At 70.6% G+C, this 23,245-nt stretch carries 19 protein-coding genes and 3 tRNA genes; 13 read left to right on the forward strand and 9 right to left on the reverse strand.

The window, feature by feature from the left end; all coding sequences use genetic code 11:
• Nucleotides 1-13 precede the first annotated feature (13 nt).
• A complete protein-coding gene (locus AB3X10_RS08475; protein WP_369980714.1) occupies nucleotides 14-910 on the reverse strand; it encodes an AraC family transcriptional regulator in 897 nt (298 codons plus the stop codon).
• A 140-nt stretch (nucleotides 911-1,050) separates the two neighbouring features.
• Between AB3X10_RS08475 and AB3X10_RS08480 the strand changes: the two genes are divergently transcribed.
• From AB3X10_RS08480 to AB3X10_RS08500, 5 genes are all read left to right on the forward strand, one after another.
• Entirely contained in the window at nucleotides 1,051-1,500 is a 450-nt protein-coding gene (locus AB3X10_RS08480; protein WP_369980716.1) for a MarR family winged helix-turn-helix transcriptional regulator, read from the forward strand.
• Between the two features lie 8 nt (nucleotides 1,501-1,508).
• Nucleotides 1,509-2,993 (forward strand): efflux transporter outer membrane subunit, encoded by a 1,485-nt coding sequence (locus tag AB3X10_RS08485; protein ID WP_369980718.1) that lies wholly within the window; start codon nucleotides 1,509-1,511, stop codon nucleotides 2,991-2,993.
• A gap of 10 nt (nucleotides 2,994-3,003) precedes the next feature.
• Nucleotides 3,004-4,185 (forward strand): efflux RND transporter periplasmic adaptor subunit, encoded by a 1,182-nt coding sequence (locus AB3X10_RS08490; RefSeq protein ID WP_369980720.1) that lies wholly within the window; start codon nucleotides 3,004-3,006, stop codon nucleotides 4,183-4,185.
• Between the two features lie 8 nt (nucleotides 4,186-4,193).
• A complete protein-coding gene (locus AB3X10_RS08495) occupies nucleotides 4,194-5,771 on the forward strand; it encodes a DHA2 family efflux MFS transporter permease subunit (RefSeq protein WP_369980722.1) in 1,578 nt (525 codons plus the stop codon).
• 124 nt (nucleotides 5,772-5,895) lie between these two features.
• Nucleotides 5,896-7,437: a GDSL-type esterase/lipase family protein gene (locus AB3X10_RS08500; protein WP_369980724.1), complete on the forward strand. Its 1,542-nt coding sequence runs from the start codon at nucleotides 5,896-5,898 to the stop codon at nucleotides 7,435-7,437.
• Between the two features lie 122 nt (nucleotides 7,438-7,559).
• On the opposite strand, the gene AB3X10_RS08505 is transcribed toward AB3X10_RS08500, so the two are convergent.
• Nucleotides 7,560-7,910 carry a helix-turn-helix domain-containing protein gene (locus AB3X10_RS08505; RefSeq protein WP_369980726.1) on the reverse strand — a complete coding sequence of 117 codons (351 nt, stop codon included), beginning with the start codon at nucleotides 7,908-7,910 and terminating at the stop codon, nucleotides 7,560-7,562.
• Between the two features lie 287 nt (nucleotides 7,911-8,197).
• On the opposite strand from AB3X10_RS08505, the gene AB3X10_RS08510 reads away from it, so the two are divergent.
• Nucleotides 8,198-8,395, forward strand: coding sequence for a hypothetical protein (locus tag AB3X10_RS08510; RefSeq protein WP_003467215.1), 198 nt, complete (start codon nucleotides 8,198-8,200; stop codon nucleotides 8,393-8,395).
• A 189-nt stretch (nucleotides 8,396-8,584) separates the two neighbouring features.
• Here AB3X10_RS08510 and AB3X10_RS08515 read toward each other — a convergent pair.
• The 4 genes from AB3X10_RS08515 to AB3X10_RS08530 form a co-directional block, all read right to left on the reverse strand.
• A tRNA-Leu gene (locus AB3X10_RS08515) sits at nucleotides 8,585-8,669 on the reverse strand.
• 534 nt (nucleotides 8,670-9,203) lie between these two features.
• Nucleotides 9,204-9,290: transfer RNA gene (locus tag AB3X10_RS08520), tRNA-Leu, on the reverse strand.
• A gap of 110 nt (nucleotides 9,291-9,400) precedes the next feature.
• Nucleotides 9,401-9,838: a VirK family protein gene (locus AB3X10_RS08525; RefSeq protein ID WP_369980728.1), complete on the reverse strand. Its 438-nt coding sequence runs from the start codon at nucleotides 9,836-9,838 to the stop codon at nucleotides 9,401-9,403.
• Nucleotides 9,839-9,936: 98 nt separating this feature from the next.
• Nucleotides 9,937-10,188 carry a hypothetical protein gene (locus tag AB3X10_RS08530; RefSeq protein WP_369980730.1) on the reverse strand — a complete coding sequence of 84 codons (252 nt, stop codon included), beginning with the start codon at nucleotides 10,186-10,188 and terminating at the stop codon, nucleotides 9,937-9,939.
• Between the two features lie 67 nt (nucleotides 10,189-10,255).
• Here AB3X10_RS08530 and AB3X10_RS08535 point away from each other — a divergent pair.
• From AB3X10_RS08535 to rlmB, 5 genes are all read left to right on the forward strand, one after another.
• Nucleotides 10,256-10,342: transfer RNA gene (locus AB3X10_RS08535), tRNA-Leu, on the forward strand.
• Nucleotides 10,343-10,602: 260 nt separating this feature from the next.
• On the forward strand, nucleotides 10,603-12,942 hold the full coding sequence (gene rnr, locus AB3X10_RS08540) for a ribonuclease R (protein ID WP_369981732.1): 2,340 nt from the start codon (nucleotides 10,603-10,605) through the stop codon (nucleotides 12,940-12,942).
• A gap of 103 nt (nucleotides 12,943-13,045) precedes the next feature.
• Nucleotides 13,046-13,723, forward strand: a complete 678-nt coding sequence (locus tag AB3X10_RS08545) for a hypothetical protein (protein ID WP_369980732.1) — start codon at nucleotides 13,046-13,048, stop codon at nucleotides 13,721-13,723.
• Nucleotides 13,724-13,845: 122 nt separating this feature from the next.
• On the forward strand, nucleotides 13,846-14,316 hold the full coding sequence (locus AB3X10_RS08550) for a GFA family protein (RefSeq protein ID WP_369980734.1): 471 nt from the start codon (nucleotides 13,846-13,848) through the stop codon (nucleotides 14,314-14,316).
• A 341-nt stretch (nucleotides 14,317-14,657) separates the two neighbouring features.
• Complete coding sequence (rlmB, locus tag AB3X10_RS08555) at nucleotides 14,658-15,404, forward strand: 23S rRNA (guanosine(2251)-2'-O)-methyltransferase RlmB (RefSeq protein WP_003467227.1); 747 nt, start codon at nucleotides 14,658-14,660, stop codon at nucleotides 15,402-15,404.
• Between the two features lie 514 nt (nucleotides 15,405-15,918).
• Here the strand turns inward: rlmB and AB3X10_RS08560 are convergent.
• From AB3X10_RS08560 to AB3X10_RS08570, 3 genes are read right to left on the reverse strand one after another with little or no spacing between them, the layout of a single operon-like run.
• Nucleotides 15,919-17,409 carry a TolC family protein gene (locus AB3X10_RS08560; RefSeq protein WP_369980737.1) on the reverse strand — a complete coding sequence of 497 codons (1,491 nt, stop codon included), beginning with the start codon at nucleotides 17,407-17,409 and terminating at the stop codon, nucleotides 15,919-15,921.
• A complete protein-coding gene (locus AB3X10_RS08565) occupies nucleotides 17,406-19,364 on the reverse strand; it encodes a MacB family efflux pump subunit (RefSeq protein ID WP_369980739.1) in 1,959 nt (652 codons plus the stop codon). Before AB3X10_RS08565 ends, AB3X10_RS08560 begins: the two co-directional genes overlap by 4 nt.
• A 10-nt stretch (nucleotides 19,365-19,374) precedes the next feature.
• On the reverse strand, nucleotides 19,375-20,622 hold the full coding sequence (locus AB3X10_RS08570; RefSeq protein WP_369980741.1) for an efflux RND transporter periplasmic adaptor subunit: 1,248 nt from the start codon (nucleotides 20,620-20,622) through the stop codon (nucleotides 19,375-19,377).
• A 203-nt stretch (nucleotides 20,623-20,825) separates the two neighbouring features.
• Here AB3X10_RS08570 and AB3X10_RS08575 point away from each other — a divergent pair, with 203 nt between their 5' ends.
• Both AB3X10_RS08575 and AB3X10_RS08580 read left to right on the forward strand, forming a co-directional pair.
• Nucleotides 20,826-21,551 carry a response regulator gene (locus AB3X10_RS08575; RefSeq protein WP_369980742.1) on the forward strand — a complete coding sequence of 242 codons (726 nt, stop codon included), beginning with the start codon at nucleotides 20,826-20,828 and terminating at the stop codon, nucleotides 21,549-21,551.
• Complete coding sequence (locus tag AB3X10_RS08580) at nucleotides 21,548-22,936, forward strand: ATP-binding protein (protein WP_369980744.1); 1,389 nt, start codon at nucleotides 21,548-21,550, stop codon at nucleotides 22,934-22,936. Before AB3X10_RS08575 ends, AB3X10_RS08580 begins: the two co-directional genes overlap by 4 nt.
• Nucleotides 22,937-23,245 lie beyond the last annotated feature (309 nt).

A 23,245-nucleotide genomic window follows, 5' to 3' on the forward strand; every position in this document is an offset into this window, starting at 1 on the left:
GTCAGCCGGTCGATTATCCGGATGCGGCCGGCGATGCCAAGCCGCGCGTGGCGACGGCGCGGCCGGTACTGGCCAGGTAGCGTGCCGGAGGATGGCCGAAATGGCCGCGGAAGGCGGTGACGAAGGCGCTGGGGCTGCTGTAGCCGAGCCGGTGCGCGGCATCGGCGACGCTGCTGCCGTCGCTGAGCTGGCGCAGCGCCTCGGCCAGCCGCGCCTGCTGCCGCCAGCCGGCGAAGCTGAGCCCGGTTTCCTCGCGGAAGTGCCGGCTCAGGCTGCGCGGCGACAGCCCGGCCCACTGCGCCCACTGCGACAGCGAGCGGCCATCGGCAGGCGCGGCCAGCAACTGCGCGGCGATGCGCAGCAGGCGCCGGTCGCTGGGCATCGGCAGATGCAGGCGTTCCAGCGGCGCCTGGCGCAGTTCGTCCAGCAGCACCGCGCAGATCCGCTGCTGGTCCGCGTCCAGCGCATCGGGCACGCCCCATGCCGCCACCCGCAGCAGCAGTTCGCGCAACAGGCCGTTCATGCCGATCACGCACGGGCGGTCGGGCAGTTCGGCGCAGGCGGCCGGGCCGACCAGCAGGATGTAGCCGCGCAGCGGCCCGGAGATCTGCACCGTGTGCATGGCCTGCGGCGGCATCCAGCCGGCGCAGCCGGGCGGCAGCGACCAGTGGCCGTGCTCGGTGCGGGCGCTCAGCAGGCCTTGCTCCACGCACATCATCTGGCCGCGGACATGGCGGTGCCAGTCCACCTCGTGGCGCAGCGCCAGCGGCGTCTGCGCCCGGAACGCCTGCAGCGGCGGGCCGTCGGCGCGTTCGAACCAGGCCTCCACGCGCGGATCGAGCAGATCCAGCGGCTCGCCGTGGCGTGCCGAAGGCAGGGGCGGAGAAGATGGCCGGTTTTCGATATCCATTGTCCTGATTGTAATACTGGGCCAGGCCGCCGCGGCGCTAGAGTGGCGGCGCGCCAGCGTTCCGCTGTTGCAACGCAGCATTTAATTATTTCCGCGATATTTTCTTGACATATATTTCCAAATGAAAATAATTGGCGCCCATGAACTGCGCTCCCTCCTTCCCTGGTCCGCCGTCGTTCGGCCTGCTGCTGCGGCAGGTGCGCGACGGGCTGATGCGCCGCCTGGACGATTCCATGACCGAACTGCAGCTCGGCCTGGGCTTCAGCCACTACATCGGGATGAAGGCGCTGGCGTCGATGTCGCCGTGCACCGCCAACGAGTTGGCCCAGGCGATCGACCAGAACCCCAGCGCGGTCACCCGCCTGCTGGACAAGTTCCAGGACCTGGGCTGGGTGCGCCGTGAAGCGCATGCGCAGGACCGCCGCGCGCTGCAGATCGTGCTGACCGACGAAGGCCGCGCGCTGTGGCAGCAGCTCAAGCAACGCGGCGACGAGGCCATCGCCAGCGCGCTGCGCGACCTTTCCGCCGAGGAGCGCGAGCACCTCACTTCGCTGTTGACCCGCGTCCGCGACTCCCTCAATTCGCCGTGAATCCGCTTATGAATCTCTCCGCTTCGTCCCATCGCCTGCGCCCGTTCGCGGCCGCGGCACTCACCCTGGCGCTGGCCGCCTGCGCCAGCAGCCGCGGCCTGGAACCGCAGGGCCGCCGGCTCGACGCCGACCAGCAGCTGCAGGCCGGCAAGACCCTGGCCGCCGACCAGCTGGCGCCGGCCGCCTGGCCGCAGCAGGACTGGTGGAAGGCGCTGGGCGACCCGCAGCTCGACGCGCTGATCGCCGAGGCGCTGCAGGGCACCCCGGACCTGGAGGCGGCCGATGCGCGCTTGCGCCTGGCGCAGGCGCAGGCCGGCGCGGCCAACGCCGACCGCGGCGCCAAGCTGTCGCTGTCTGCCGGCTATACCGGGCTGCAGCTGCCCAAGGGCCTGGCCGGCGACGAGATCGGCGGCAAGTACATCCACAACGAGCAGGCGCTGCTGGACTTCAGCTACGGCTTCGACCTGTGGGGCGGCAAGCGCGCCGCCTGGGAAGCGGCGGTGGACCAGGCGCATGCGGCGCAGGTCGATGCGCAGGCCGCGCGCCTGGACCTGTCGGCCGCGGTCGCCCGCGCCTACGCGCAGCTCGGCTACGCCTGGCGCCTGTACGACCTGGCCGGCGAAGAGCTGGCGCGCTCGGACAACAGCCTGAAGCTGGTGCGGCAGCGCCGCGACGCCGGCATCGACAGCAACCTGCAGCTGCGCCAGGCCGAGGCGCGGGTGCCGGCGGCGCGCCAGCAGCAACAGGCGGCGCAGCAGCAGATCGACGAGGCGCGCACCGCGCTGGCGGCCTTGCTCGGCCGCGGCCCGGACCGCGGCCTGCAGATCGAGCGCCCGCGCCCGCTCGACCCGGTGGCGGTGCAGTTGCCGTCGGTGCTGCCCAGCGACCTGCTGGGGCGCCGTCCCGACGTGGTCGCCGCGCGCTGGCGGGTCGAGGCGTCGTCGCAGAGCATCGGCGCGGCCAAGGCGCAGTTCTATCCGAGCATCAACCTGCTCGCGCTCGGCGGCGTCGCCGCCACCGACCTCGGCGACCTGTTCAAGAGCGACGCGCTGCTCGGCGTGTTCGCGCCGAGCCTGAGCCTGCCGCTGTTCGACAGCGGCCGCCTGCGCAGCCAGCTGGCCGAGCGCGACGCGCAGTACGACCTGGCCGTGGCCAGCTACAACCAGGCGCTGGTGGCGGCGCTGCGCGAGGTGGCCGACCAGGTCAGCGCGGCGCGTTCGCTGGCGCAGCAGGCGCAGCAGCAGGCGCAGGCGGTGGGCACCGCGCAGGCCGCCTTCGACCTGGCGCAGCAGCGCTACCGCGCCGGCATCGGCAACTACCTGGACGTGCTGAGCGTGCAGCAGCAGTTGCTCGAGGCGCAGCAGCGGCTGGCCTCGCTGCAGTCCAACCAGATCCTGGTCTCGGTGCGCCTGAACCAGGCGCTGGGCGGCGGCTACGAAGCCACCCCCGCGGCCGACGCGCCGTTGACCTCTTCCGCTTCCACGCATTCCTGAGACCGCCGCAATGAATCAGACAACGACTCCCGATTCCTCCGCTTCCGCCCCCAGCCGGCGCGGCAAGCTGCTGCGCGGCCTGGCCGTGGTGGTGGTGCTGGTGCTGATCGCGCTGGCGATCTGGTACTTCGTCTCCGGCCGCTGGCACGAGGACACCGACGACGCCTACGTGCAGGGCAACCTGGTGCAGATCACGCCGATGGTGGCCGGCACCGTGGTCAGCATCGGCGCCGACGACGGCATGCGCGTGGAGCGCGGCCAGCTGCTGGTCAAGCTGGACCCGGCCGACACCCAGGTCGCGCTGCAGCAGGCCGAGGCCAATCTGGCGCGGACCGTGCGCCAGGTGCGCGGCCTGTTCCGCAGCGTGGAAGGCGCGCAGGCCGACCTGTCGTCGCAGCAGGTGACCCTGCAGCGCGCCCGCGCCGACGTCGCCCGCCGCGCCAGCCTGGTCGCCACCGGCGCGATCTCCGCCGAGGAACTGGCGCATGCGCGCGACCAGCTGGCCGCCGCCGAGGCCGCGGTCAGCGGTTCGCGCGAGACCGTGGAGCGCAACCGCGCGCTGATCGACGACAACGGCGTGGCCCACCAGCCCGACGTGCAGGCCGCCGCCGCGCAGGTGCGCCAGGCCTTCCTCAACAACGCCCGCAGCGCGATCGTCGCGCCGGTCTCCGGCTACGTCGCGCGGCGTTCGGTGCAGGTCGGGCAGCGCGTGCAACCCGGCACCGCGCTGATGGCGGTGGTGCCGCTGGAGCAGGTGTGGGTGGAAGCCAACTTCAAGGAAACCCAGCTCAAGCACATGCGCCTGGGCCAGCCGGTGGAGCTGGAGTCGGACCTGTACGGCGGCGCGGTGCGCTACCAGGGCGCGGTGCAGAGCCTGGGCCTGGGCACCGGTAGCGCGTTCTCGCTGCTGCCGGCGCAGAACGCCAGCGGCAACTGGATCAAGATCGTGCAGCGCGTGCCGGTGCGCATCGCCATCGATGCCAAGCAGCTGGCGCAGAACCCGCTGCGCATCGGCCTGTCGATGAAGGTGGACGTGAACCTGCACCAGCAGAACGGCGGCGTGCTGCCGACCAAGTTCGCCACCGGCACGCTGCTGGATACCGACGTCTACGCGCAGCAGCTGGGCCAGGCCGACGAGGCCATCGCGCAGATCATCCACGCCAACCTGCCCGACGCCGCCAAGGCGAACTGAGCCCGGCCATGTCCAACCAAGCTGCCACTCCTGCCGCGCCCGGGGCTCCGGGCGCACCGGCCGCCGCGTTCCGCCCGCCCAGCGTGGCGTTGTGCACGGTGGGCCTGGCGATGGCCTCGTTCATGCAGGTGCTCGACACCACCATCGCCAACGTCTCGCTGCCGACCATCGCCGGCAACCTCGGCGCCAGTTCGCAGCAGGCGACCTGGGTCATCACCTCGTTCGCGGTCAGCAACGCGATCGCGCTGCCGCTGACCGGCTTCCTGAGCCGGCGCTTCGGCGAGACCAAGCTGTTCGTGTGGGCCACGCTGTCCTTCACCATCGCCTCGCTGCTGTGCGGCCTGGCGCAGAGCATGGGCATGCTGGTGGTGTCGCGCGCGATCCAGGGCTTCGTGTGCGGGCCGATGTACCCGATCACGCAGAGCCTGCTGGTGTCGATCTACCCGCGCGAGAAACGCGGGCAGGCGCTGGCGCTGCTGGCGATGATCACCGTGGTCGCGCCGATCGCCGGCCCGATCCTGGGCGGCTGGATCACCGACAACTACAGCTGGGAATGGATCTTCCTGATCAACGTGCCGCTGGGCATCATCGCCGCGATCGTGGTCGGCTCGCAGCTGCGCGGCCGCCCGGAACCGACCGAGCGCCCGCGCATGGACTACGTCGGCCTGATCACGCTGGTCATCGGCGTCGGCTGCCTGCAGTTGGTGCTGGACCTGGGCAACGACGAGGACTGGTTCAGCTCGGACAAGATCGTGGTGCTGGCCGCGATCTCGGCGGTGGCGCTGGCGGTGTTCCTGATCTGGGAACTGACCGACAAGGATCCGATCGTCAACCTGCGCCTGTTCCGCCACCGCAATTTCCGCGCCGGCACCATGGCCTTGATCGTGGCCTATGCCGCGTTCTTCAGCGTGTCGCTGCTGATCCCGCAGTGGCTGCAGCGCGACATGGGCTACACCGCGATCTGGGCCGGCCTGGCCACCGCGCCGATCGGCATCCTGCCGGTGCTGATGACCCCGTTCGTCGGCAAGTACGCCTCGCGCTTCGACCTGCGCATGCTCGCCAGCATCGCCTTCATCTTCATGGCGGCGACCAGCTTCATGCGCTCGGACTTCAACCTGCAGGTCGATTTCGCGCACGTGGCCGGGGTGCAGTTGCTGATGGGCGTGGGCGTGGCGCTGTTCTTCATGCCGGTGCTGCAGATCCTGCTGTCGGACCTGGACGGGCGCGAGATCGCGGCCGGTTCCGGCCTGGCCACGTTCCTGCGCACGCTGGGCGGCAGCTTCGCCGCCTCGCTGACCACCTACCTGTGGGCCAAGCGCACGCAGATGCACCATGCGCACCTCACCGAGCACATCTCCACCTACACCCCGGGCATGCAGGAGCAGGTGCAGGCGATGGGGCAGGGCGACCTGCAGACCGGCGCGGCCTTCCTCAACAACACCATCAACCACCAGGCCTCGCAGATGGGCTTCAACGACATCTTCTACCTGCTGGGCTGGACGTTCCTGGGCATCATCTTCTTCCTGTGGCTGGCCAAGCCGCCGTTCGCGGGCGGCGGCGGTGCGGCCGCCGCGGGCGGTCACTGAGCCCGGCCTGCCGGCAACCACGAAACCCCGCCCGGTGCGGGGTTTCGTTTGTGCGCCGCGCTTGCCGCCGCGGCGCGCCGCGGACCAGAATGCCGCTCCCTTGCACGCATCGGCAGGTTCGGACATGCAGCGTTTTCTGCGCGCCTTGTGGTCTCGCCCGGCCTCCTCGCGGTCGCGCCGCGCCGGTATGCGCATCCGGCGACCTGCGGCGCTGCTGCTGTGCCTTGCCGCGCTGGTCAGCGCCGGCACGCAGGCCGATGCGAGCGTGGCGGCGATCACGCCGACCGATCGCCTGCACGAAGCCTGGTGGGCGCAGCGCCACGCGCAGGTGCTCGCGCAGGTGCGCGCGCACCCGGACGCGCCGCTGTTGCTGATCGGCGATTCGATCACCCACAACTACGACAAGGCCAGCCCGCCGGACGAGGATTTCCAGCCGACCTGGCAGACCTTCTACGGCAGCCGCGGCGCGCTCAACCTCGGCTTCAGCGGCGATGCCACCGAACACGTGCTGTGGCGCCTGCAGCATGGCGAAGTTGACGGCCTGCAGCCCAAGGTCGCGATGCTGCTGATCGGCACCAACAACACCGGCCACGAGCGGCACAGCGCCGCCGACACCGTGCTGGGCATCGACGCGGTGGTGGCGACCCTGGAGCAACGCCTGCCGGCCACGCGCATCCTGCTGCTCGGCCTGCTGCCCAGCGCGGGAGCGGCGGACAAGATCGCGCGCGACGCCGAGGTCAACCGCGCCCTGGCGGTGCGCTACGGCGACAATCCGCGCGTGACCTATCTCGATGTCGGCGCGATCTTCCGCAAGGACGGCGTACTCGACCAAAGCCTGTTCTACGACCCGCGGCTGCGCCCGCCCGGCACCGCGCTGCACCCGGACACGCGCGGCCAGCGGCGCATGGCCGAGGCGATCGAGCCGACCCTGGCGCGGCTGCTCGGCGAACCGCCGCGGCTGCCGCTGGCGGCGATGACCGCGGCCAACACCGCGCTGATCCCGGTGCCATGGCTGGAGCAGGATTCCTACGACTGGTATGCGCGCCACCATGCGGCGCTGGACGCAGCGCGCCGCCTGCAGCCGGAAGTGGTGATGATCGGCGATTCGATCACCCACTTCTGGGCCGGGCCGCCGCAGGCCACCCGGGTCAGCGGCGCGCAAGCCTGGCAGCGCACCTTCGGCACGACCCGGGTGCTGAACCTGGGTTTCGGCTGGGACCGCACCCAGAACGTGCTGTGGCGGCTGCGCCAGGGCGAAGTGGACGGCCTGGCGCCGCGCTGGGTGGTGATCAACATCGGCACCAACAACCTCACCGGCACCGCAAACGCGCGGGCGAGCACGCCGCAGGAAGCGGCCGACGGCGTGGCCGCGGTGGTCGCCGAGGTGCGCCAGCGGCTGCCGCGCAGCAGGATCGTGCTGATGGGCATCCTGCCGCGCGGCTTCGCCGCCGATGCGCCGCTGCGCGACCCGATCGCGCAGACCAACCGCCTGCTGGCCGCGCGTTTCGGCCACGATCCGGCGGTGCGCTGGCTGGACATCGGCGCGCGCTTCCTGCAGCGCGACGGCAGCCTGCCGCAGGCGCTGATGCCCGACAGCACCCATCCCAGCGAGGAGGGCTACCGGATCTGGGGCGAGGCGCTGCGCGAGATCGGCGTCGGCGGTTGAGGCGCGCTGCCGTGAAGCTTCGGTAGGAGCGGCTTCAGCCGCGACAGGAACTTGCCGAAGGTGCCTGTCGCGGCTGAAGCCGCTCCTACAGGGGAGGCCCGTCGGCGCACGCCGCGGCGCGCTCAGCCCTTGTCCGGCTTGAGCAGTTCCAGCACCGCTTCGCGGCGCCGTGCCGGCAGGTTGCGGTAGCGGGTCAGCAGCGCCTGCTCATGGGTGTCGTGCGCCTGCAGCGCGTAATCGGCCGGGATGTCGTGCAGGCGCGGGCCGCTCTGGCCGTGGCCGCAGATCAGTTCGTCCAGCGAGCGCTTGAGCACGCTGCGCAGATTCGGCAGCAGGCGGAAGCTCGGGGTCTCGCGATTGTTCTCCCACGCCGACACCGACGACTTGGTCACGCCCAGCGCGAAACCCAGTTGTTCCTGGGTGAGCCCGGCGGCTTTCCTGGCTTCGCGCAAACGGTCGCCGAAGCTTTTCATCGCGGTGGGCCTTGCGGAGACGGGGCCTACCAAGATATGGAGCATCCGTAACCTTGTCGTACAGCCATGCTTGACTCTAGATGTTCGGGAATTCGATACTTTGGCGGTGCGGGCCGCGCCGACACGTGAGGGCGCGCACGCCGGACAGGGACGACCGAGGAGTGCATGGTGTTTGGCGCGTTTTCCATTGCCGTCGCAGCGACGGCGCAGTGCGGCGCGGTGGCGTGGCGCCAGGCCGCCGCCGCCGCGGCCGGCGATCGCGGCGCGGCCGCGGCACGGGGTGGGGCATGGCCACCTACGAAGTGAAGCTCAGGCGCGTGGCGCAGCTGGAGCCGGCGCTGTACGTGCTGGTCCATGCCGCCAATGCGTATCTGGCCGCGCGCGCGGCCGAGCGCCACAATCCGGGCTACCGGGCGTACATGGTGGCGGTATGGGTGGACGGCGTGCGCGTGGACATCGGCGCGTTCCGGCCGCCGGATCGCTGAGCGCGTGGCGGGCGCGCCGCTGATGCGGCGGTGCCTGTCCGAGCCTGTCGCATCGAACTGAGCATGCCATCGGCCATGAGGCGGGCGCCGCCCTCGCGCCGCGGGCTGGCGCAGGGCGCCGCGTGCGGCGCAGGCAACAAAAAACCCGCCGAAGCGGGTCTTTTTCGATGACTGCCGACCTGTCGGTCGTGGTGCCCAGGAGAGGACTCGAACCTCCACGGTTTTACCCGCTAGTACCTGAAACTAGTGCGTCTACCAATTCCGCCACCTGGGCAACTCAGGCGCGGAATTCTGCTGGCAGTGCCCAGTGCTGTCAAGCGCGCTTGTGCGCCGCGGCGCGCTCGCCATGCGCTGGCGGCGTGGCGCGCCGCAACGGTTCTGCAGTCGCTTGCGCATGCCGGGATCGCCAGGCGGCAAGGCGCCGATCGTGGCGCCGGGCCATCGCTGATTCGTCGGCGGCATCGATCATCGCCGAGGGGCGGCGCCATCGGGCGTTTCGAGGGCGTTCGTCGTGGGGGACTTTAGCCGCGGCACTTTTGCCGGCGACGCGCGTCGGGACTGAAGTCCCTCCCACAAAAAGCCAGACACAAGGGTGGGCCGTGGCGTCCAGGGGTGGTCTCTGCTGTCGCCGTATCCGTATCGGGCGCGGCGAGAGGCAATGCCGTGCGGAGTTGCGCCGCGTTCGCAGCGCCGCCAGGCGGACGCCATGTCCAACGGCGGGCGAGCAACGGCGTCGCGCTGGCCGATGCGCCGAACGCCAGGCAAAAAAAATCCCGCCGAAGCGGGTTTTTCTTTACTGCTGTATCGATGGTGCCCAGGAGAGGACTCGAACCTCCACGAAGTTGCCCCCGCTAGCACCTGAAGCTAGTGCGTCTACCAATTCCGCCACCTGGGCGATACAGGCCGAGAATTTTGTCGGTTGCGCGCGCCGCTGTCAAGCGGCGCTTTCGCGTGCGTGCTCGGGCCACGCGTGCGCCGCGACGGCGGCGCACGCGTCGCGCCGGCTCAGGGACTGGCGGTGAAGCGCAGGCCCTGGTTGATCGCGCAGCGGTAGCCGAGCGTGGTGCCGGTCTGCTGGTAGCCGGGCAGGGCGAACACGGCCATGCTGAAGTCGATGCTGCTGTCCGGATGCACCTGGTAGCGCAGGAATTGCTGGATCGGCTTGCCGTCGCGGCCCACGGTGAAATGCTCGTCGGCGAAGGACAGGGTGCCGTCGGCGATCACCCGGTATGCGCCGATGCGCAGGCCGCCGCGGGTCTGGGTCGGCGTGGCGCCGCCGGCACTGGGCGTGCACTGGCTCAGGTCGATGGCTACGGCGACCGAGGCGCCGGTATCCAGCGAACGTTCGATCTCGGCGAGCGAATCGAGCGGCGTGGCGGCGCCGGCAGGGTGGGCGAAGGCGAGCAGCGAGGCGGCGAGCAGCGAGGCGGGCAGGGACTTCATGGGGAACTCCTGAGCGTGGGGGAGGGGCGGATTGCCGCACGCACGCTAGCCCTTTGCGCTGCGCGATCAACCGACAAAATCGCGTTCTCCTGGCTGCGTCACGGCGGTTGTTCGAAGCAGGTCCGGTCGGCGCCGCGCAGGCTCGCCGTCGTGTCCGGATCCGCACCAGGGATGCGGATTTGCGCCGAATGCGCCGCGCCCGCGCCCGCGCATGCCGCTGCCGTGGCGATGTGGCCGGCCGCGCTCCGGCGCCGCGACCGCGGGTTGCAGGCGAGGCGGTCGCGGGCGAATGCCGCAGGCGCGTCGCCCTGCATTGCAGCGGCACGTCGAATGCGCGATTTGTCGTGCATTGCACACGGCATCGCACGCCGGCATTGACAAGGGGGTCCGCTGTCCGCAGAATTCGCGGCCTCCATCGCCCAGATGGCGGAATTGGTAGACGCACTAGCTTCAGGTGCTAGCGGGGGCAACTTCGTGGAGGTTCGAGTCCTCTTCTGGGCACCACATGCAAGACGCGGGAGCGCCAAGCTCCCGCAACGACCGGCCCGCTGACGCGGGCCTCGTCGTTTCTGGAGGCCGCTCGCGGCCCGTCGCGGCCGCCGGTTCGCCTGCGTTGCCGGCCCAGCGAGTACCATGGGCGGATGACCAATCGAAAAGCCAAGTCCGGCAAGCCCGGCAAGTCTGCGTCCCACGACACGCCCGCCAGCAAGGCCGGCACCCCGGCGGCTCCGCCGCCGCCGAAGAAATCCAAGCTGCCGTCGTGGATGCCCAGCCTGCCCAGCTTCCTGCGGCGCAGCCCCAAGCCGCCGCTGCAACCGCTGCATCCGCCCGAACCCAAGTCCGCGCCGTCGCGCAAGCCGCCGGCCGCGGTCGCCGACCCGTTCGCCGCCCGCGAGGCCGAGCGCTATGCCGAGCCGATCGCCAGCCGCGAGGCGATCCTGCAACTGCTCGACCGCTGCGACGGCCCGCAGACCCTGGAAGAGCTGGCCGGGCAACTCGGCCTGACCGAACCCTCGCGCATGGAGGCGTTGAGCAAGCGCCTGGGCGCGATGCTGCGCGAGGCGCAGCTGGTGCAGAACCGCCGCGGCGGCTACGCGCCGGTGCAGCAGACCAACCTGATCCCCGGCGTGGTGATCGCCAATCCCGACGGCTTCGGCTTCCTGCGTCCGGACGAGGGCGGCGACGACCTGTTCCTGCCGCCCTACGAAATGCGCAAGGTGCTGCATGGCGACCGCGCCCTGGCCAACGTCACCGGCATCGACCGCCGCGGCCGCCGCGAAGGCAGCATCGCGCGCGTGCTCGAGCGCGGCCTGAGCCGGCTGATCGGCCGCTTCAGCATGGAAGGCGGCATCGCCTACGTGGTGCCGGACGACAAGCGCATCCAGCGCAACGTGCAGATCCCGCCGGATGCGGCGGGCGAGGCGCGCGACGGCCAGCTGGTGGTGTGCGAACTCACCTCGACCCCGGACGGGCGGCGCCCGCCGATCGGCAAGATCATCGCGGTGCTCGGCGACAAGCTGACCCCGTCGCTGGTGGTGGAGACCGCGATCCACGGCCGCGAACTGCCCTACGAATTCCCGCAGGCGGTGCTCGACGAAGCCGCGGCGGTGCCGCTGACGGTGGAGCCGGCGGCGATCAAGGGCCGCGTGGACCTGCGGCAGACGCCGTTGGTGACCATCGACGGCGCCGACGCCAAGGACTTCGACGACGCGGTGTTCTGCGAACCGAACGCGGAGGGCTTCCGCCTGGTGGTGGCGATCGCCGACGTGTCGCATTACGTGCGTCCGGGCACGCCGCTGGACGTGGAAGCGATCCGCCGCGCCACCTCGGTGTATTTCCCCGGCTTCGTGGTGCCGATGCTGCCGGAGACGCTGTCCAACGGCATCTGCTCGCTCAACCCCAAGGTCGACCGCATGTGCTTCGTCTGCGACATGCAGATCGACCGCCAGGGCGAGGTGACCGGCGCGCGCTTCTACGAGGCGGTGATGAACTCGCATGCGCGGCTCACCTACGAGCAGGTGTGGCAGGCGGTGGGCGAGAAGGACGAACAGGTGCGCAAGGACGTGGCCACGGTGCTGCCGCACATCGAGCGCCTGTACCAGCTGTACCACGTGCTGGCCAAGGCGCGTGCGCGCCGCGGCGCGATCGAGTTCGAGACCTCGGAAGTGCGCTTCGTGCTCGACAACACCGGCGAGGTGACCCAGGCCGGCATGCTGGTGCGCAACGATGCGCACAAGCTGATCGAGGAATGCATGATCGCCGCCAACGTGGCCGCGGCGCGGCACCTGCTGGAGGCGCGCATCCCGGCGCCGTACCGCGTGCACGAGCGGCCGCCGGAGTCCAAGTACGCCGACCTGCTGGAGTTCCTGAAGGAATTCAAGTTGAGCCTGCCGCCGTGGAACAAGGTGGTGCCGGGCGACTACACCAAGCTGCTGAAGAAGGTGCGCGAGCGCCCCGACGCGGCCTTGCTGGAGTCGGTGCTGCTGCGCAGCCAGAGCATGGCGGTGTACTCGCCGGACAACGCCGGCCACTTCGGCCTGGCGCTGGAGGCGTACGCGCACTTCACCTCGCCGATCCGCCGCTATCCGGACCTGCTGGTGCACCGCGCGATCAAGTACGCGCTGACCCGCGGCGCGCCGGACAAGTACCTGTACTCGCCGCGCGAGATGGCGGCGCTGGCGCTGCAGTGCTCCGAGCGCGAGCGCCGTGCCGACGAGGCCGAGCGCGAGGTCGACGAGCGCTACCGCGCGGCATGGATGGAGAAGCACGTCGGCGGCCAGTTCGACGGCGTGGTCAGCGGCGTCACCAGCTTCGGCCTGTTCGTGGAGCTGGACCAGTCCAAGGTCAACGGCCTGATCCACGTGACCCAGTTGCCGCAGGACTATTACCAGTTCGACGCGGTGCGCAAGACCCTGTCCGGCGAGCGCCGCGGCATGCAGTTCCGGCTCGGCGACCGGGTCCGCATCCTGGTGCTGAAGGCGAGCATGGAAGAGCGCAAGATCGATTTCCGCCTGGTGGTGGAAGGCGAGCCGATGACCGACATGCCGCCGCCGCCGGAACGTGGGCAGCAGCAGCCGGCCAAGCGCAAGAAAAAGAAGTACTGACGGCGCGGCGTCGCGGCGGGCCGCTCGGCGCCCGCCGCGATCGCGCAAGCGGCGCGCGGCGGGCACACCGTTCGCGCGATGTGGTTCATGGTTGCGAACAGCAATGCATCTGAATCTACTCGTCCTGCAGGAAAGCGACGCGGCCGTTCTCCCGGAGGGTATGGGTATTCGTCGGTTGAGCCATCACATCACGCAGATGTTCATGGCGCTGCTGCCGACGGTGGAGATCAACGGCTCCAGCAAGATCGTGGTGTCACTGGGCCCGCGCGGCGAAGAGGATGCGTTCGATAACGTGTTGGGTGTGACCCATGTGTTTGTCGAAGACTTTGATTTCGAACATTTTTTGTCGCTGGGCCGGCCGGGCCAGGACATCAGGCTATTGGAAGCACTGCGTGGCGCGCTGCTTGCAACTGCCACAAGCCGTGGCGGCAACGACGTGCTCGTCAAGCTCGTGGACTCCACCGCTGACGCGATCTTGAATGCCGGTTTGCAACTGCTGGTTCCGATCGGAAGGCTTGCAAAACGCAGTAAGGACGGCAAGCGGAACGTCACTGTGTTCAAGCTGTTGAACTCCGACGTTGGCGAAGCCTGGTATTGCGAAGTCGCGCGCCAAGGAAGCGCAAAGGTCGAACGGATCTGGATGCACGAAGTGCCGGGATTCATCGACAGGCGCGAGCTGTTTAAATCTGCGGAACTCGGCGAAGGGACGTATCGGGTCAAGAGCCGCTTGGGCAAGGTGGCATTCGAAACGCAGCTCCACGATCGCGGCGGCGCAGAATAGGTCGCCCTGCGGCGAGGAGACTTGTCCTGAGCAAGGTGCGCGCAGCCCACTGCCCCTATCGCGGTGTTCTGGTAAAACACGCTGGGCCGAACGGCTGCCAGGACCGCAACCAGGGAGCATGCATGAATCACGACCAGTACAGCGGCGGTTGCCAGTGCGGTGCGGTGCGCTTCCGGGTGCGCGGCCGGCTCGACGACGCCTCGATCTGCCATTGCCGGATGTGCCAGAAGGCATTCGGTGCCTATTACGCGCCGTTGGTGTCCACGCGCGGTGCGGAACTGCTGTGGACGCGTGGCGCGCCGAAGCATTTCCACTCCTCCAATCTGGTGCGGCGCGGCTTTTGCGCCGACTGCGGCACGCCGCTGACCTACGAAGCGCCGGACGGCATCGCGGTGGCCGCCGGTGCGTTCGACGACCCGGCGGCGCTGCCGCCGCGGATCCAGTACGGGCTGGAAGGCAAGCTGCCGTTCGTGGATGGCCTGCACCGGTTGCCGTCGATCTGCACCGAGGCCGATCTGGACGCGGCGCCGTTCCTGGCGCAGGTGGTGTCGCACCAGCATCCGGACCACGACACCGAGCGTTGGCCGGGCTGAGCGTGCCGTCGCAGGAGCGCGGACGCCGGTCCAGGGCCTGCCCGCCGCGGTTTCCGCCGAAGACATGGGTGGCACGGGGCAGTGCCGCCGCGTAGGGGTTCGGGCGTGCCGCGGTGTCGTCGCGGTCGCGGCAGGCGGCTTCCGGGCGTGCCGGGCAAGCGGGAGTCCCGTGCGCGCCCGGCTGCCCGTCGCCGCGGCGCGGCTGCTGTGCCGTCGGGTCCTGTCGCCCTGCTGCGCAGGGCGCAGATGCCCGGTCGGCGCGGTCATGCGCCGCAGGCGATGTGACGTGGGCGCCGGCAACGCCTACCATTCCCGCTTTCCTTCCTCGCAGTCCCCGCCTCATGAGCAAGCAGAACCAGTGGATCGTCGGCGTCAACGCCGTGGCCTCGTCGATCGAGAACGATGCCGACAACGTGCGCGAAGTGCTGATCGAGGCGGGCAGCAAGAATCCGCGGCTGGTGGAGATCGAGGAGAACGCGCGGCGCAAGGGCATCGAGGTGCGGCGGGTCAATACCCAGGCGCTGGACGGCGTCGGCGGCTCGGTGCGGCATCAGGGCGTGGCCGCGCGCTATGCGGCGGCGCGTACCTGGGGCGAGAACGAACTGGAAGGCCTGGTCGCCGCCGCCGAGGGCCGCGCGCTGCTGCTGGTGCTCGACGGCGTGCAGGATCCGCACAACCTCGGCGCCTGCCTGCGCAGCGCCGCGGCGGCCGGCGCCACCGCGGTGGTGATCCCGAAGGACAAGTCGGCGCCGGTCAACGCCACCGTGCGCAAGACCTCGGCCGGCGCCGCCGACCGCATCCCGATCGTGGCGGTGACCAACCTGGCGCGCTGCCTGCGCGACCTGCAGAAGCAGGGTGTGTGGATCTACGGCCTGGTCGGCGAGGCCGAGACCTCGCTGTACGCGCAGGACCTGCGCGGCAACGTGGCGCTTGTGCTGGGCGGCGAATCCGACGGCCTGCGCCGGCTGACCCGCGAGCACTGCGACGGCCTGGTCAAGATCCCGATGCCGGGCGACATCGAGAGCCTCAACGTGTCGGTGGCGACCGGCGTGACCCTGTTCGAGGCGGTGCGGCAGCGCATGGGGTGAGGCGCCGTCCACGCGCGTCGCGTCGTGGAGGGTTTTGCTGCACGCGACGCATGCGCCGGCGTGGTGCATTCGTAGCAGGGGCTTCAGCCCCGACCTGACCAAAGTCGTTCGACTCCCCACTTCGCTCGTCGCGACTGAAGTCGCTCCCACAGTGGGCGCCGCGTGCTTGGCCGGATGCGCTTTGGAGGGGCTTCGGTATCCGAAGGCCGAAGGCCCGCCACGCTGCCTGTCGCGGCTGAAGCCGCTCCTACAGGAGTTTGTGCGGGGACGGCGGAGGTGCCGGCTGGGTGCACTGTAGGAGGAGCTTCAGCCCCGACTGCATGATGGCGGAAGGTCGGGGCTGCGTCCGGCGGATGACACAAGGCCACTCGAAGCCGTTCCTGGAGGGATTGCGGCGAGCCGGCTGGGTGCACTGTAGGAGGGGCTTCAGCCCCGACCGGGCCCGTGCGGGCCGACCTTCGGTCTGGCCCATGGTCCCCAAGCCGCCTGGAGCCGTTCGCGGCGATGTTCCGCTTCAGCGCTGGTCGATTGCTGCGCTCGTCGCCGCCACGGCCGTTGCCGACGTTGCACCTTCATCCGATGCCGACGCACCGCTGCCGCCCAGCGCCTGGTACAGGGTAACGTCGTTGTCGAGCTGGTCGCGCCTGGCCTGGGCCAGGGTCAGTTCCGCGCTGCGCCGGGTCTGTTGCGCGTCCAGCCAGGTGCGCAGGTCGGTGGCGCCGCTGCGGTAGCGGACCTCGTACATGCGCTCCACGTCGCGCGCGGCATCGAAGGATTTCTGCGCCGCCGCCACCTGCGTCTCCAACTGGGTGCGCGCCGACAAGGCGTTGTCGACGTCGCCCAGGGCGGTGTACAGCGTGGTGCGGAACGTGCTGGCGGCGATCTCGTAGCTGGTGCCGGTGATGCGCGTATTGAGCTGGGCCTGGTGCAGGTTGAGGAACGGCAGGGTCAGCCCGGCGCCGAGCGTGGCGACCGGGTTCTTCAGCACGTTGGCCAGCGTGGTGCTGCTGCCGTCGACCGAGCCGGTCAGGCTCAGTGTCGGGTAATAGCTGGTCGCGGTGACCTTGATGTCGGCCAGTGCGCTGCGCAGCCGCAGTTCGGCCGCGCGCAGGTCCGGGCGGCGCGCCAGCAGTTCCGCCGGCAGGCCGGGTGCCAGCGGCGGGCGCGCGAAGGCGTTCAGATCCTGCGGTTCCTCGGCCTGCGGCCACGGCTGTCCGTCCAGCAGCACGGTCAGCGTGGTGCGCGCTTCCACCCGCTGTTGCAGCAGCTTGCTCTGCGCGGTGCGCTGGCTTTCCAGGTTCTGCTCGGCTTCGCGCACCTCCAGCCGCGACACGTCGCCGGCCTGGAACTGCACCTGCACCAGCTGCAGGGTCTTGGCCAGGCGCGCGAGATCTTCCTCGCCCGCGGCGATGCTCTGGTTGAGGTAGCCGAATTGCCAGTACTGGTCGCAGACCTCGCCGACCAGGGCCAGCGCGGTGTTCTCGCGGTCCTCGTCGGTGGCCTCGGCCTCCCAGCGATCGGCGTCGCGCTGCGCGCGCAGCTTGCCCCACAGGTCGACCTCCCAGCTCAGCGACACGCTGGCGGACTGGCTGCGCGCGACCGTGTCGTGATGGTCGGTGGCGCGGCTGCCGGAGGCACTGACGCTGCCGCTGGCACTGGGCCACAGCTCGGTCTCGCTCAGGCCGGCCTGCAGCCGCGCCTTGCGCAGGCGCAGTCCGGCCGTGGCCAGGTCGGCGTTGACCGCCAGCGCACGCGCCACCAGCCGGTCCAGGCGCTCATCGCCGAAGCCTTGCCACCACGCGTCGGCGGCGAGGTCGTGGGCGGGGTAGGTGGCCTGTACCTGCAACGGCTGGCGCGTGGCGTTCGCGGCGTCGGCCCCGGCGGCGTAGCGCTGCGGCACGTCGATCGGCGCAGCGCGGTACTGGCCGGTGCTGACGCAGCCGGACAGGGTGGCGAGCAGGGCCAGCGGCAACAGCGCCGGGCGCATCGAGGAGAGCATGTTCATTCGCGGGCCAAGGCCTCCACGGGATCGAGTTGCGCGGCGTTGCGCGCGGGCAGGAAGCCGAACACCACGCCGATCAGGCTGGAGCAGGCGAAGGCGGCGACGATCGAGCCGGTCGAGAAGATCATGCTGAAGCTGCCGCCGGCCGCGGCGAACACCCGGCCCAGCGCTAGCGCCAGGCCGACCCCGAGCAGGCCGCCGAGCAGGCATACCAGCACCGCCTCGATCAGGAACTGCTGCATGATGTCGCTCTGCCGCGCGCCGACCGCCATGCGCACGCCGATCTCGCGGGTGCGCTCGGTCACCGACACCAGCATGATGTTCATCACCCCGATGCCGCCGACCACCAGCGCGATGGCGGCGATCGCGCCGATCATCAGGGTCAGCGTCTGCGTGGTCTTCTCGATGGTCTCGCGGATCTCGGCGCTGTTGCTGAGAAAGAAATCCTCGCTGCCGTGGCGCAGCTTCAGCAGCCGCGTCACCGCCTGTTCGGCCGCGTCCATCGGGGTGGCGTCGGACACGCGCACGGTGATGCTGGACACGTAGCTCTGCCCGAGCATGCGCGACATCGCGGTGGTATAGGGCACCCAGACGCTCAGCGTGGAACTGCTGCCGAAGCCGGTGGTCTGCTTCTGCGCCACGCCGACCACGCGCACCGGCACGTTGCCGAGCAGGATCACCTGGCCGATCGGGCTGCGCGGCGATTTGCCGAAGAACTGCGTGCGCGTGTTCTGGTCGATCACCGCCACCTGCTGGATGCCCGACACCGCCTCGGCGCCGAAGAACGCGCCCTCGGCCAGCTTCAGCCCCTTGACCCGGAAGTACTGCTCGCCGACGCCGCTGACCTGGGCGGTGGCCGACTGGTTGCCGTAGCGCGCGGTGACCGAGCTGGAGACGTTGGGCGTGGCGCTGTCCACGTAGCTCTGCTGCGCCAGCGCGGTGGCGTCGCGCGCCTTGAGCGTCTGCACCCGGCCCGAGCGCATGTCGCCGAAGCCGCTGCCCGGATACACCTCGATGGTGTTGGTGCCGAGCGCGGAGATGTTGGACAGGATCTGCTGCTGCGAGCCGTTGCCCAGCGCCACCACCGACACCACCGAGGCGATGCCGATGATGATCCCGAGCATGGTCAGGAAGGTGCGCAGGCGATGCGCGTTCATCGCCAGCAGCGCCATCCGGAACGCTTCGGTGAAGCGGTCGCGCATGGCCTGCCAGCGGCTGCCGCCGGCCGCGGCCGATTCCAGGCGGCGCGCGGCGCGGCGCGCGTCGATCGCCGGGTTGGCGCGGTCGGCGATGATCGCGCCGTCGCGGATCTCGATGATGCGCTGCGCGTGCCGCGCCACCGACATGTCGTGGGTGACGATGATGATGGTGTGGCCTTCGGCGTGCAGCTCGCCGAGGATCGCCATCACTTCCTCGCCCGAGCGCGTGTCCAGCGCGCCGGTGGGCTCGTCGGCCAGGATCACCTGGCCGCCGTTCATCAGTGCGCGCGCGATCGATACGCGCTGTTGTTGTCCGCCGGAGAGCTTGCCGGGTATGTGCCCGGCGCGGTCGCTCAGCCCGAGCCGGCGCAGCAGCTCGGCGGCGCGCGCGCTGCGCGCCGTGCCGGGCATGCCGGCGTAGACCGCGGGCACCTCGATGTTGCCGGTGGCGTCGAGGTCGCCGAGCAGGTGGTAGCGCTGGAAGATGAAGCCGAAGTGCTCGCGGCGCAGCTGCGCCAGCTCGTCGGGCTGCATCGCGCCGGTGGCGCGGCCGGCCACGCGGTAGCTGCCGGCGCTGGGCCGGTCCAGGCAGCCGAGGATGTTCATCAGGGTGGACTTGCCGGAACCGGACTGGCCGACGATGGCCACCATCTCGCCGGCGGCGATGTCCAGGTTGACGTCGCGCAGCACGACCAGGGTGTCGTCGCCGGCGGGGAATTCGCGGCGCAGGTCGCGCAGCTGCAGCAGTGCTTCGCTCATGGCCGCTGCCTCACATGCCCATCGGCGGCGGGCCGCCGCCGGGACCGCCGCGGCGCTGCGTGTTCTTCTCGCTGGCGGCCTGCTTGGTCGCGGCGGTGGCCTCGCCGACCACCACCTGTTCGCCCTCGCGCAGCCCGCTCTTCACTTCGGCCTGCGCGTTGTTGTTGAGGCCGATGGTCACGGTGCGCGGCTGCGGGCGTCCGTCGGCGCCGACCACCTGCACGGCATAGCTGCCGTCGCTGCGCTTCTCGCCCAGCGCGGCCGAGGGAATGCTCAGCACCTTGCTGGCCTTGCCGAGCACGATGCTGACCTGCGCGGTCATGTAGGTGCGCAGTTCGCGGCTGGCATTGTCCACGTCGAACAGGCCGTAGTAGTAGATCGCCGTGCTGGAAGTGGAGGTGGAGGTGGACGATGTCGTGCTGGAGGTGCTGTCCTCGCTGGTCACCGATTCCGGCGCCGGGGCGATGTCGCGCAGGGTGCTGGTGTAGCGCTTGTCCGGATTGCCGAGGATGCTGAAGTACACCGGCTGGCCCTCCCTGGTCTTGACCACGTCGGCCTCGGAGATCTCCGCGTACACGGTCATGGTGGCGAGGTTGCCGAGCATGACGATGGTCGGCGTGCTCTGGTTGGCGTTGACGGTCTGACCCTGCTTGGACACCACCGCGACCACGGTGCCGTCGATCGGCGCGGTGATCTTGGTGTAGCCCAGGGTGGTCTGCGCGCTGTCCACCGTGGTCTGCTGCTCGGCGATGGTGGCCTCGAGCGCGGCGATCTGCGCGCGGGTGCCTTCCAGCGTGGCGCGCGCGCTGTCGTAGTCGGCCTGCGAAGTGGCTTCGGCGGCCAGCATCTGCTGCTGGCGCTTGAATGCCAGTTCGTACTGGCGCAGGTTGGCGACCTGCACCTGGCGCGTGGCGCGTGCGTTCTGCAGCGCCGCCTGCGCGCTCTTGAGCGTGTTGAGCTGGGTGCGCGAATCGATCTCGGCGATCAGGTCGCCGGCCTTGACGTTGTCGCCGAGCTTGACCTTCAGCGACTCGATGCGGCCGGACGCCTGCGCGCCGACGCTGACCAGCTGCGAGGGCTTGATCGTGCCGGTGGCCTCGACGGTCTGCTCGATGTCGCCGCGCACCACTGGCGAGGTGGCCAAAGTCGGCGCCGGCGGCGGCTGCAGCCACCAGGCCGCGATCGCGGCCAGGATGGCCAGCGCGAGGACGAGCAGGACGATGCGGCGGCGCCGTGTCTTGGGAAGCGCGGGTTTCACTGAGGCGGGACCTGTGGCCGGGCCGCGTGCTGCGGCGTCGACAGCAGCATGGCGGTCGCGCCCGTCCAGCCTCAACGCACGGTCTGTATCGGCGTGTATCGGGTTCAGCGTGGCCGGTATCGCAGTGTTTCCTGCCGCGCCGGCGATACGCGGCGACACGCGGCGGGCGCGCGCGCCGATCGGCTAGGATGGATCATCGCCGCATGAAGGAAGAACCGACCATGCATCGCCTGCTGGTGGTCGACGACGACGTCGACATCCGCACCCTCCTGGCCGAACAGCTGGGCCGCGCCGGCTATCAGGTCAGCACCGCCAGCGATGGCGCGCAGATGCGCCAGGTGCTGGAGCGCGAACACGTGGACCTGATCGTGCTCGACCTGAACCTGCCGCGCGAGGACGGGCTGACCCTGTGCCGCGACCTGCGCGCCAAGTCGAGCACGCCGGTGATCATGCTGACCGCGCGCAGCGAACCGATCGACCGCGTGCTCGGCCTGGAGATGGGCGCCGACGACTACCTGGCCAAGCCGTTCGAGCCGCGCGAACTGCTGGCGCGGATCCGCAACGTGCTGCGCCGGACCGAGGCGCTGCCGGCCAACCTGGAGCCGCTGGCGATCCGCCGCGCGCGCTTCGGCGGCTGGCTGTTCGACCTGGAGCAACGCCACCTGGTCGATCCGGGCGGCAGGGTGGTGGTGCTGTCCGGCGCCGAATTCCGCCTGCTGCGGGTGTTCGTCGGCCATGCCAACAAGGTGCTGTCGCGCGAACAGCTGGTGGCGCTGAGCAGCGGCCGCCAGTACGAGGCGCAGGACCGCGCGATCGACCTGCAGATCAGCCGCCTGCGGCAGAAGCTGGGCGACAGCGGCGGCGACGGCCTGATCAAGACCGTGCGCAACGAAGGCTATGTGCTGGCCGCGGCGGTGGCGCTGGAATGAAGCGGCTGCGGCGGTTCTTCGCCTCGATGGCCGGGCGCCTGTTCCTGATCCTGCTGCTGGGCATGGCCTGCGCGGCCAGCTTCGCCACGCTGCTGGCCAACGCCAAGCGCCGCCAGGAGTTCGACCGGCAGAACATGGAGCGCGCTGCCGACCGCCTGCAGAGCTTCGTCGAGCTGTTGCAGAGCGCCGGCCCGGAATTGCGCGCGCGGCTGCTGTCGCTGGGCGGGCCGGGCATCCGCATCCTGCCGGCCACGGCGCGCGCGCAGGCGCCGGACCCGGTGTTCGCCGCGGTGCTCGGCGCGCGCGGCGGCGCGCTGGCGCAGGCGCAGGTGGCGCGCCTGGACATGCGCGCCTGCATGCCGCAGCGTCCGGACTTCCTGCCACCGCCGCAGCGCCGCGACCTCGACCGCCAGGACGCCTCGCTGGAACCGCCGACCTGCCGCCTGGTCGGCGTGCGCCTGGACGACGGCACGCCGCTGCGGCTGGGCCTGCAGACCCAGCCGATCGCGCGGCAGACCGCGCTGGCGGTGGACCCGCTGTTCCTGTCGCTGCTGGCGCTGGCGATCGCGCTGCTGTCCTATGTGGTCGCGCGCATCGCCAGCACGCCGCTGCAGCAGCTGGCCGATGCCGCCGCCGACCTGGGCCAGGACCTGCAGCGCCCGCCGTTGCCGCTGCGCGGACCGCTGGAGGTACGCCGCGCCGCGCAGGCCTTCAATGCGATGCAGCAGCGCCTGCAGCGGCACCTGGGCGAGCGCACGCAGATGCTCGCGGCGATCACCCACGATCTGCAGACCCCGTCCACGCGGTTGCGGCTGCGCCTGGAGAACGTGCAGGACGACGCCCTGCGCGAGCGCCTGATCGGCGACCTGGCGGCGATGCAGGCGCTGATCCGCGAAGGCCTGGAACTGGCGCGCAGCGCCGAGACCGCCGAGCAGCGCGCCGCGCTGGACCTGGATTCGCTGCTGCAGAGCGTGATCGAGGATGCCGCCGAGGCCGGTGCCGACGCGGTGTTCGAACGCGGCTGCGGCGCGGTGCTGCCGCTGCGCCCGCTGGCGATGCACCGGCTGTTCTCCAATCTCGTCGACAACGCGCTGAAGTACGGCGGGTCGGTACGGGTGGCGGCCGAGCGCCATGCCGACGGCGCGCTCGGCGTGTACGTGCGCGACCGCGGCCCGGGCATCGCCGAGGACGAACTGGAGACGGTGTTCGCCCCGTTCGTGCGGCTGGAGACCTCGCGCTCGCGCGAGACCGGCGGCGCCGGCCTGGGCCTGACCATCGCCCGCGCGCTGGCCGAGAAGGACGGCGCCACGCTGCGCCTGCGCAACCTGCCCGGGGGCGGCCTGGAGGCATGCGTGGAGTGGCCGGCGCCGTCGCGCCGGGGCTGAGCGCGGCCGGCATCCCGCGCGCGCCGCCGCGCGTGCTCCCGCGGCGGCGGATTTTTGCCTACCATGTGCGCACTTTCCGTGTTCCGTTCCGGCAATGAGCCTGTGCCGCCCCCGTCTCGCCGATCCTGGCCGGCCACCGCGCCTGCGCCTCGGGGCGTGTCGTCCACTGCCGAGCGGGACCGATCCGCAGGGCCTGGCTGCGCTGCGCCCGGCGTTGCGCCGTGGTCCGGTCGCGCAGGCCGGTTCGCTGCTGCGGCCTTGCGCGCCGCATGGCGGCGCAAGCCCGGCGCCGCGTCTGCGGAAGCGGCG

The sequence above is a fragment of the Xanthomonas sp. DAR 80977 genome, assembly GCF_041240605.1.
Classification (GTDB): domain Bacteria; phylum Pseudomonadota; class Gammaproteobacteria; order Xanthomonadales; family Xanthomonadaceae; genus Xanthomonas_A; species Xanthomonas_A bundabergensis.

Coding starts and splice junctions, on each gene's coding strand:
- AB3X10_RS08475 (WP_369980714.1), bottom strand. CDS start 910: ATGGATATCGAAAACCGGCCATCTTCTCCGCCCCTGCCTTCGGCACGC.
- AB3X10_RS08480 (WP_369980716.1), top strand. CDS start 1,051: ATGAACTGCGCTCCCTCCTTCCCTGGTCCGCCGTCGTTCGGCCTGCTG.
- AB3X10_RS08485 (WP_369980718.1), top strand. CDS start 1,509: ATGAATCTCTCCGCTTCGTCCCATCGCCTGCGCCCGTTCGCGGCCGCG.
- AB3X10_RS08490 (WP_369980720.1), top strand. CDS start 3,004: ATGAATCAGACAACGACTCCCGATTCCTCCGCTTCCGCCCCCAGCCGG.
- AB3X10_RS08495 (WP_369980722.1), top strand. CDS start 4,194: ATGTCCAACCAAGCTGCCACTCCTGCCGCGCCCGGGGCTCCGGGCGCA.
- AB3X10_RS08500 (WP_369980724.1), top strand. CDS start 5,896: ATGCAGCGTTTTCTGCGCGCCTTGTGGTCTCGCCCGGCCTCCTCGCGG.
- AB3X10_RS08505 (WP_369980726.1), bottom strand. CDS start 7,910: ATGAAAAGCTTCGGCGACCGTTTGCGCGAAGCCAGGAAAGCCGCCGGG.
- AB3X10_RS08510 (WP_003467215.1), top strand. CDS start 8,198: ATGGCCACCTACGAAGTGAAGCTCAGGCGCGTGGCGCAGCTGGAGCCG.
- AB3X10_RS08525 (WP_369980728.1), bottom strand. CDS start 9,838: ATGAAGTCCCTGCCCGCCTCGCTGCTCGCCGCCTCGCTGCTCGCCTTC.
- AB3X10_RS08530 (WP_369980730.1), bottom strand. CDS start 10,188: ATGCACGACAAATCGCGCATTCGACGTGCCGCTGCAATGCAGGGCGAC.
- rnr (WP_369981732.1), top strand. CDS start 10,603: ATGCCCAGCCTGCCCAGCTTCCTGCGGCGCAGCCCCAAGCCGCCGCTG.
- AB3X10_RS08545 (WP_369980732.1), top strand. CDS start 13,046: ATGCATCTGAATCTACTCGTCCTGCAGGAAAGCGACGCGGCCGTTCTC.
- AB3X10_RS08550 (WP_369980734.1), top strand. CDS start 13,846: ATGAATCACGACCAGTACAGCGGCGGTTGCCAGTGCGGTGCGGTGCGC.
- rlmB (WP_003467227.1), top strand. CDS start 14,658: ATGAGCAAGCAGAACCAGTGGATCGTCGGCGTCAACGCCGTGGCCTCG.
- AB3X10_RS08560 (WP_369980737.1), bottom strand. CDS start 17,409: ATGAACATGCTCTCCTCGATGCGCCCGGCGCTGTTGCCGCTGGCCCTG.
- AB3X10_RS08565 (WP_369980739.1), bottom strand. CDS start 19,364: ATGAGCGAAGCACTGCTGCAGCTGCGCGACCTGCGCCGCGAATTCCCC.
- AB3X10_RS08575 (WP_369980742.1), top strand. CDS start 20,826: ATGAAGGAAGAACCGACCATGCATCGCCTGCTGGTGGTCGACGACGAC.
- AB3X10_RS08580 (WP_369980744.1), top strand. CDS start 21,548: ATGAAGCGGCTGCGGCGGTTCTTCGCCTCGATGGCCGGGCGCCTGTTC.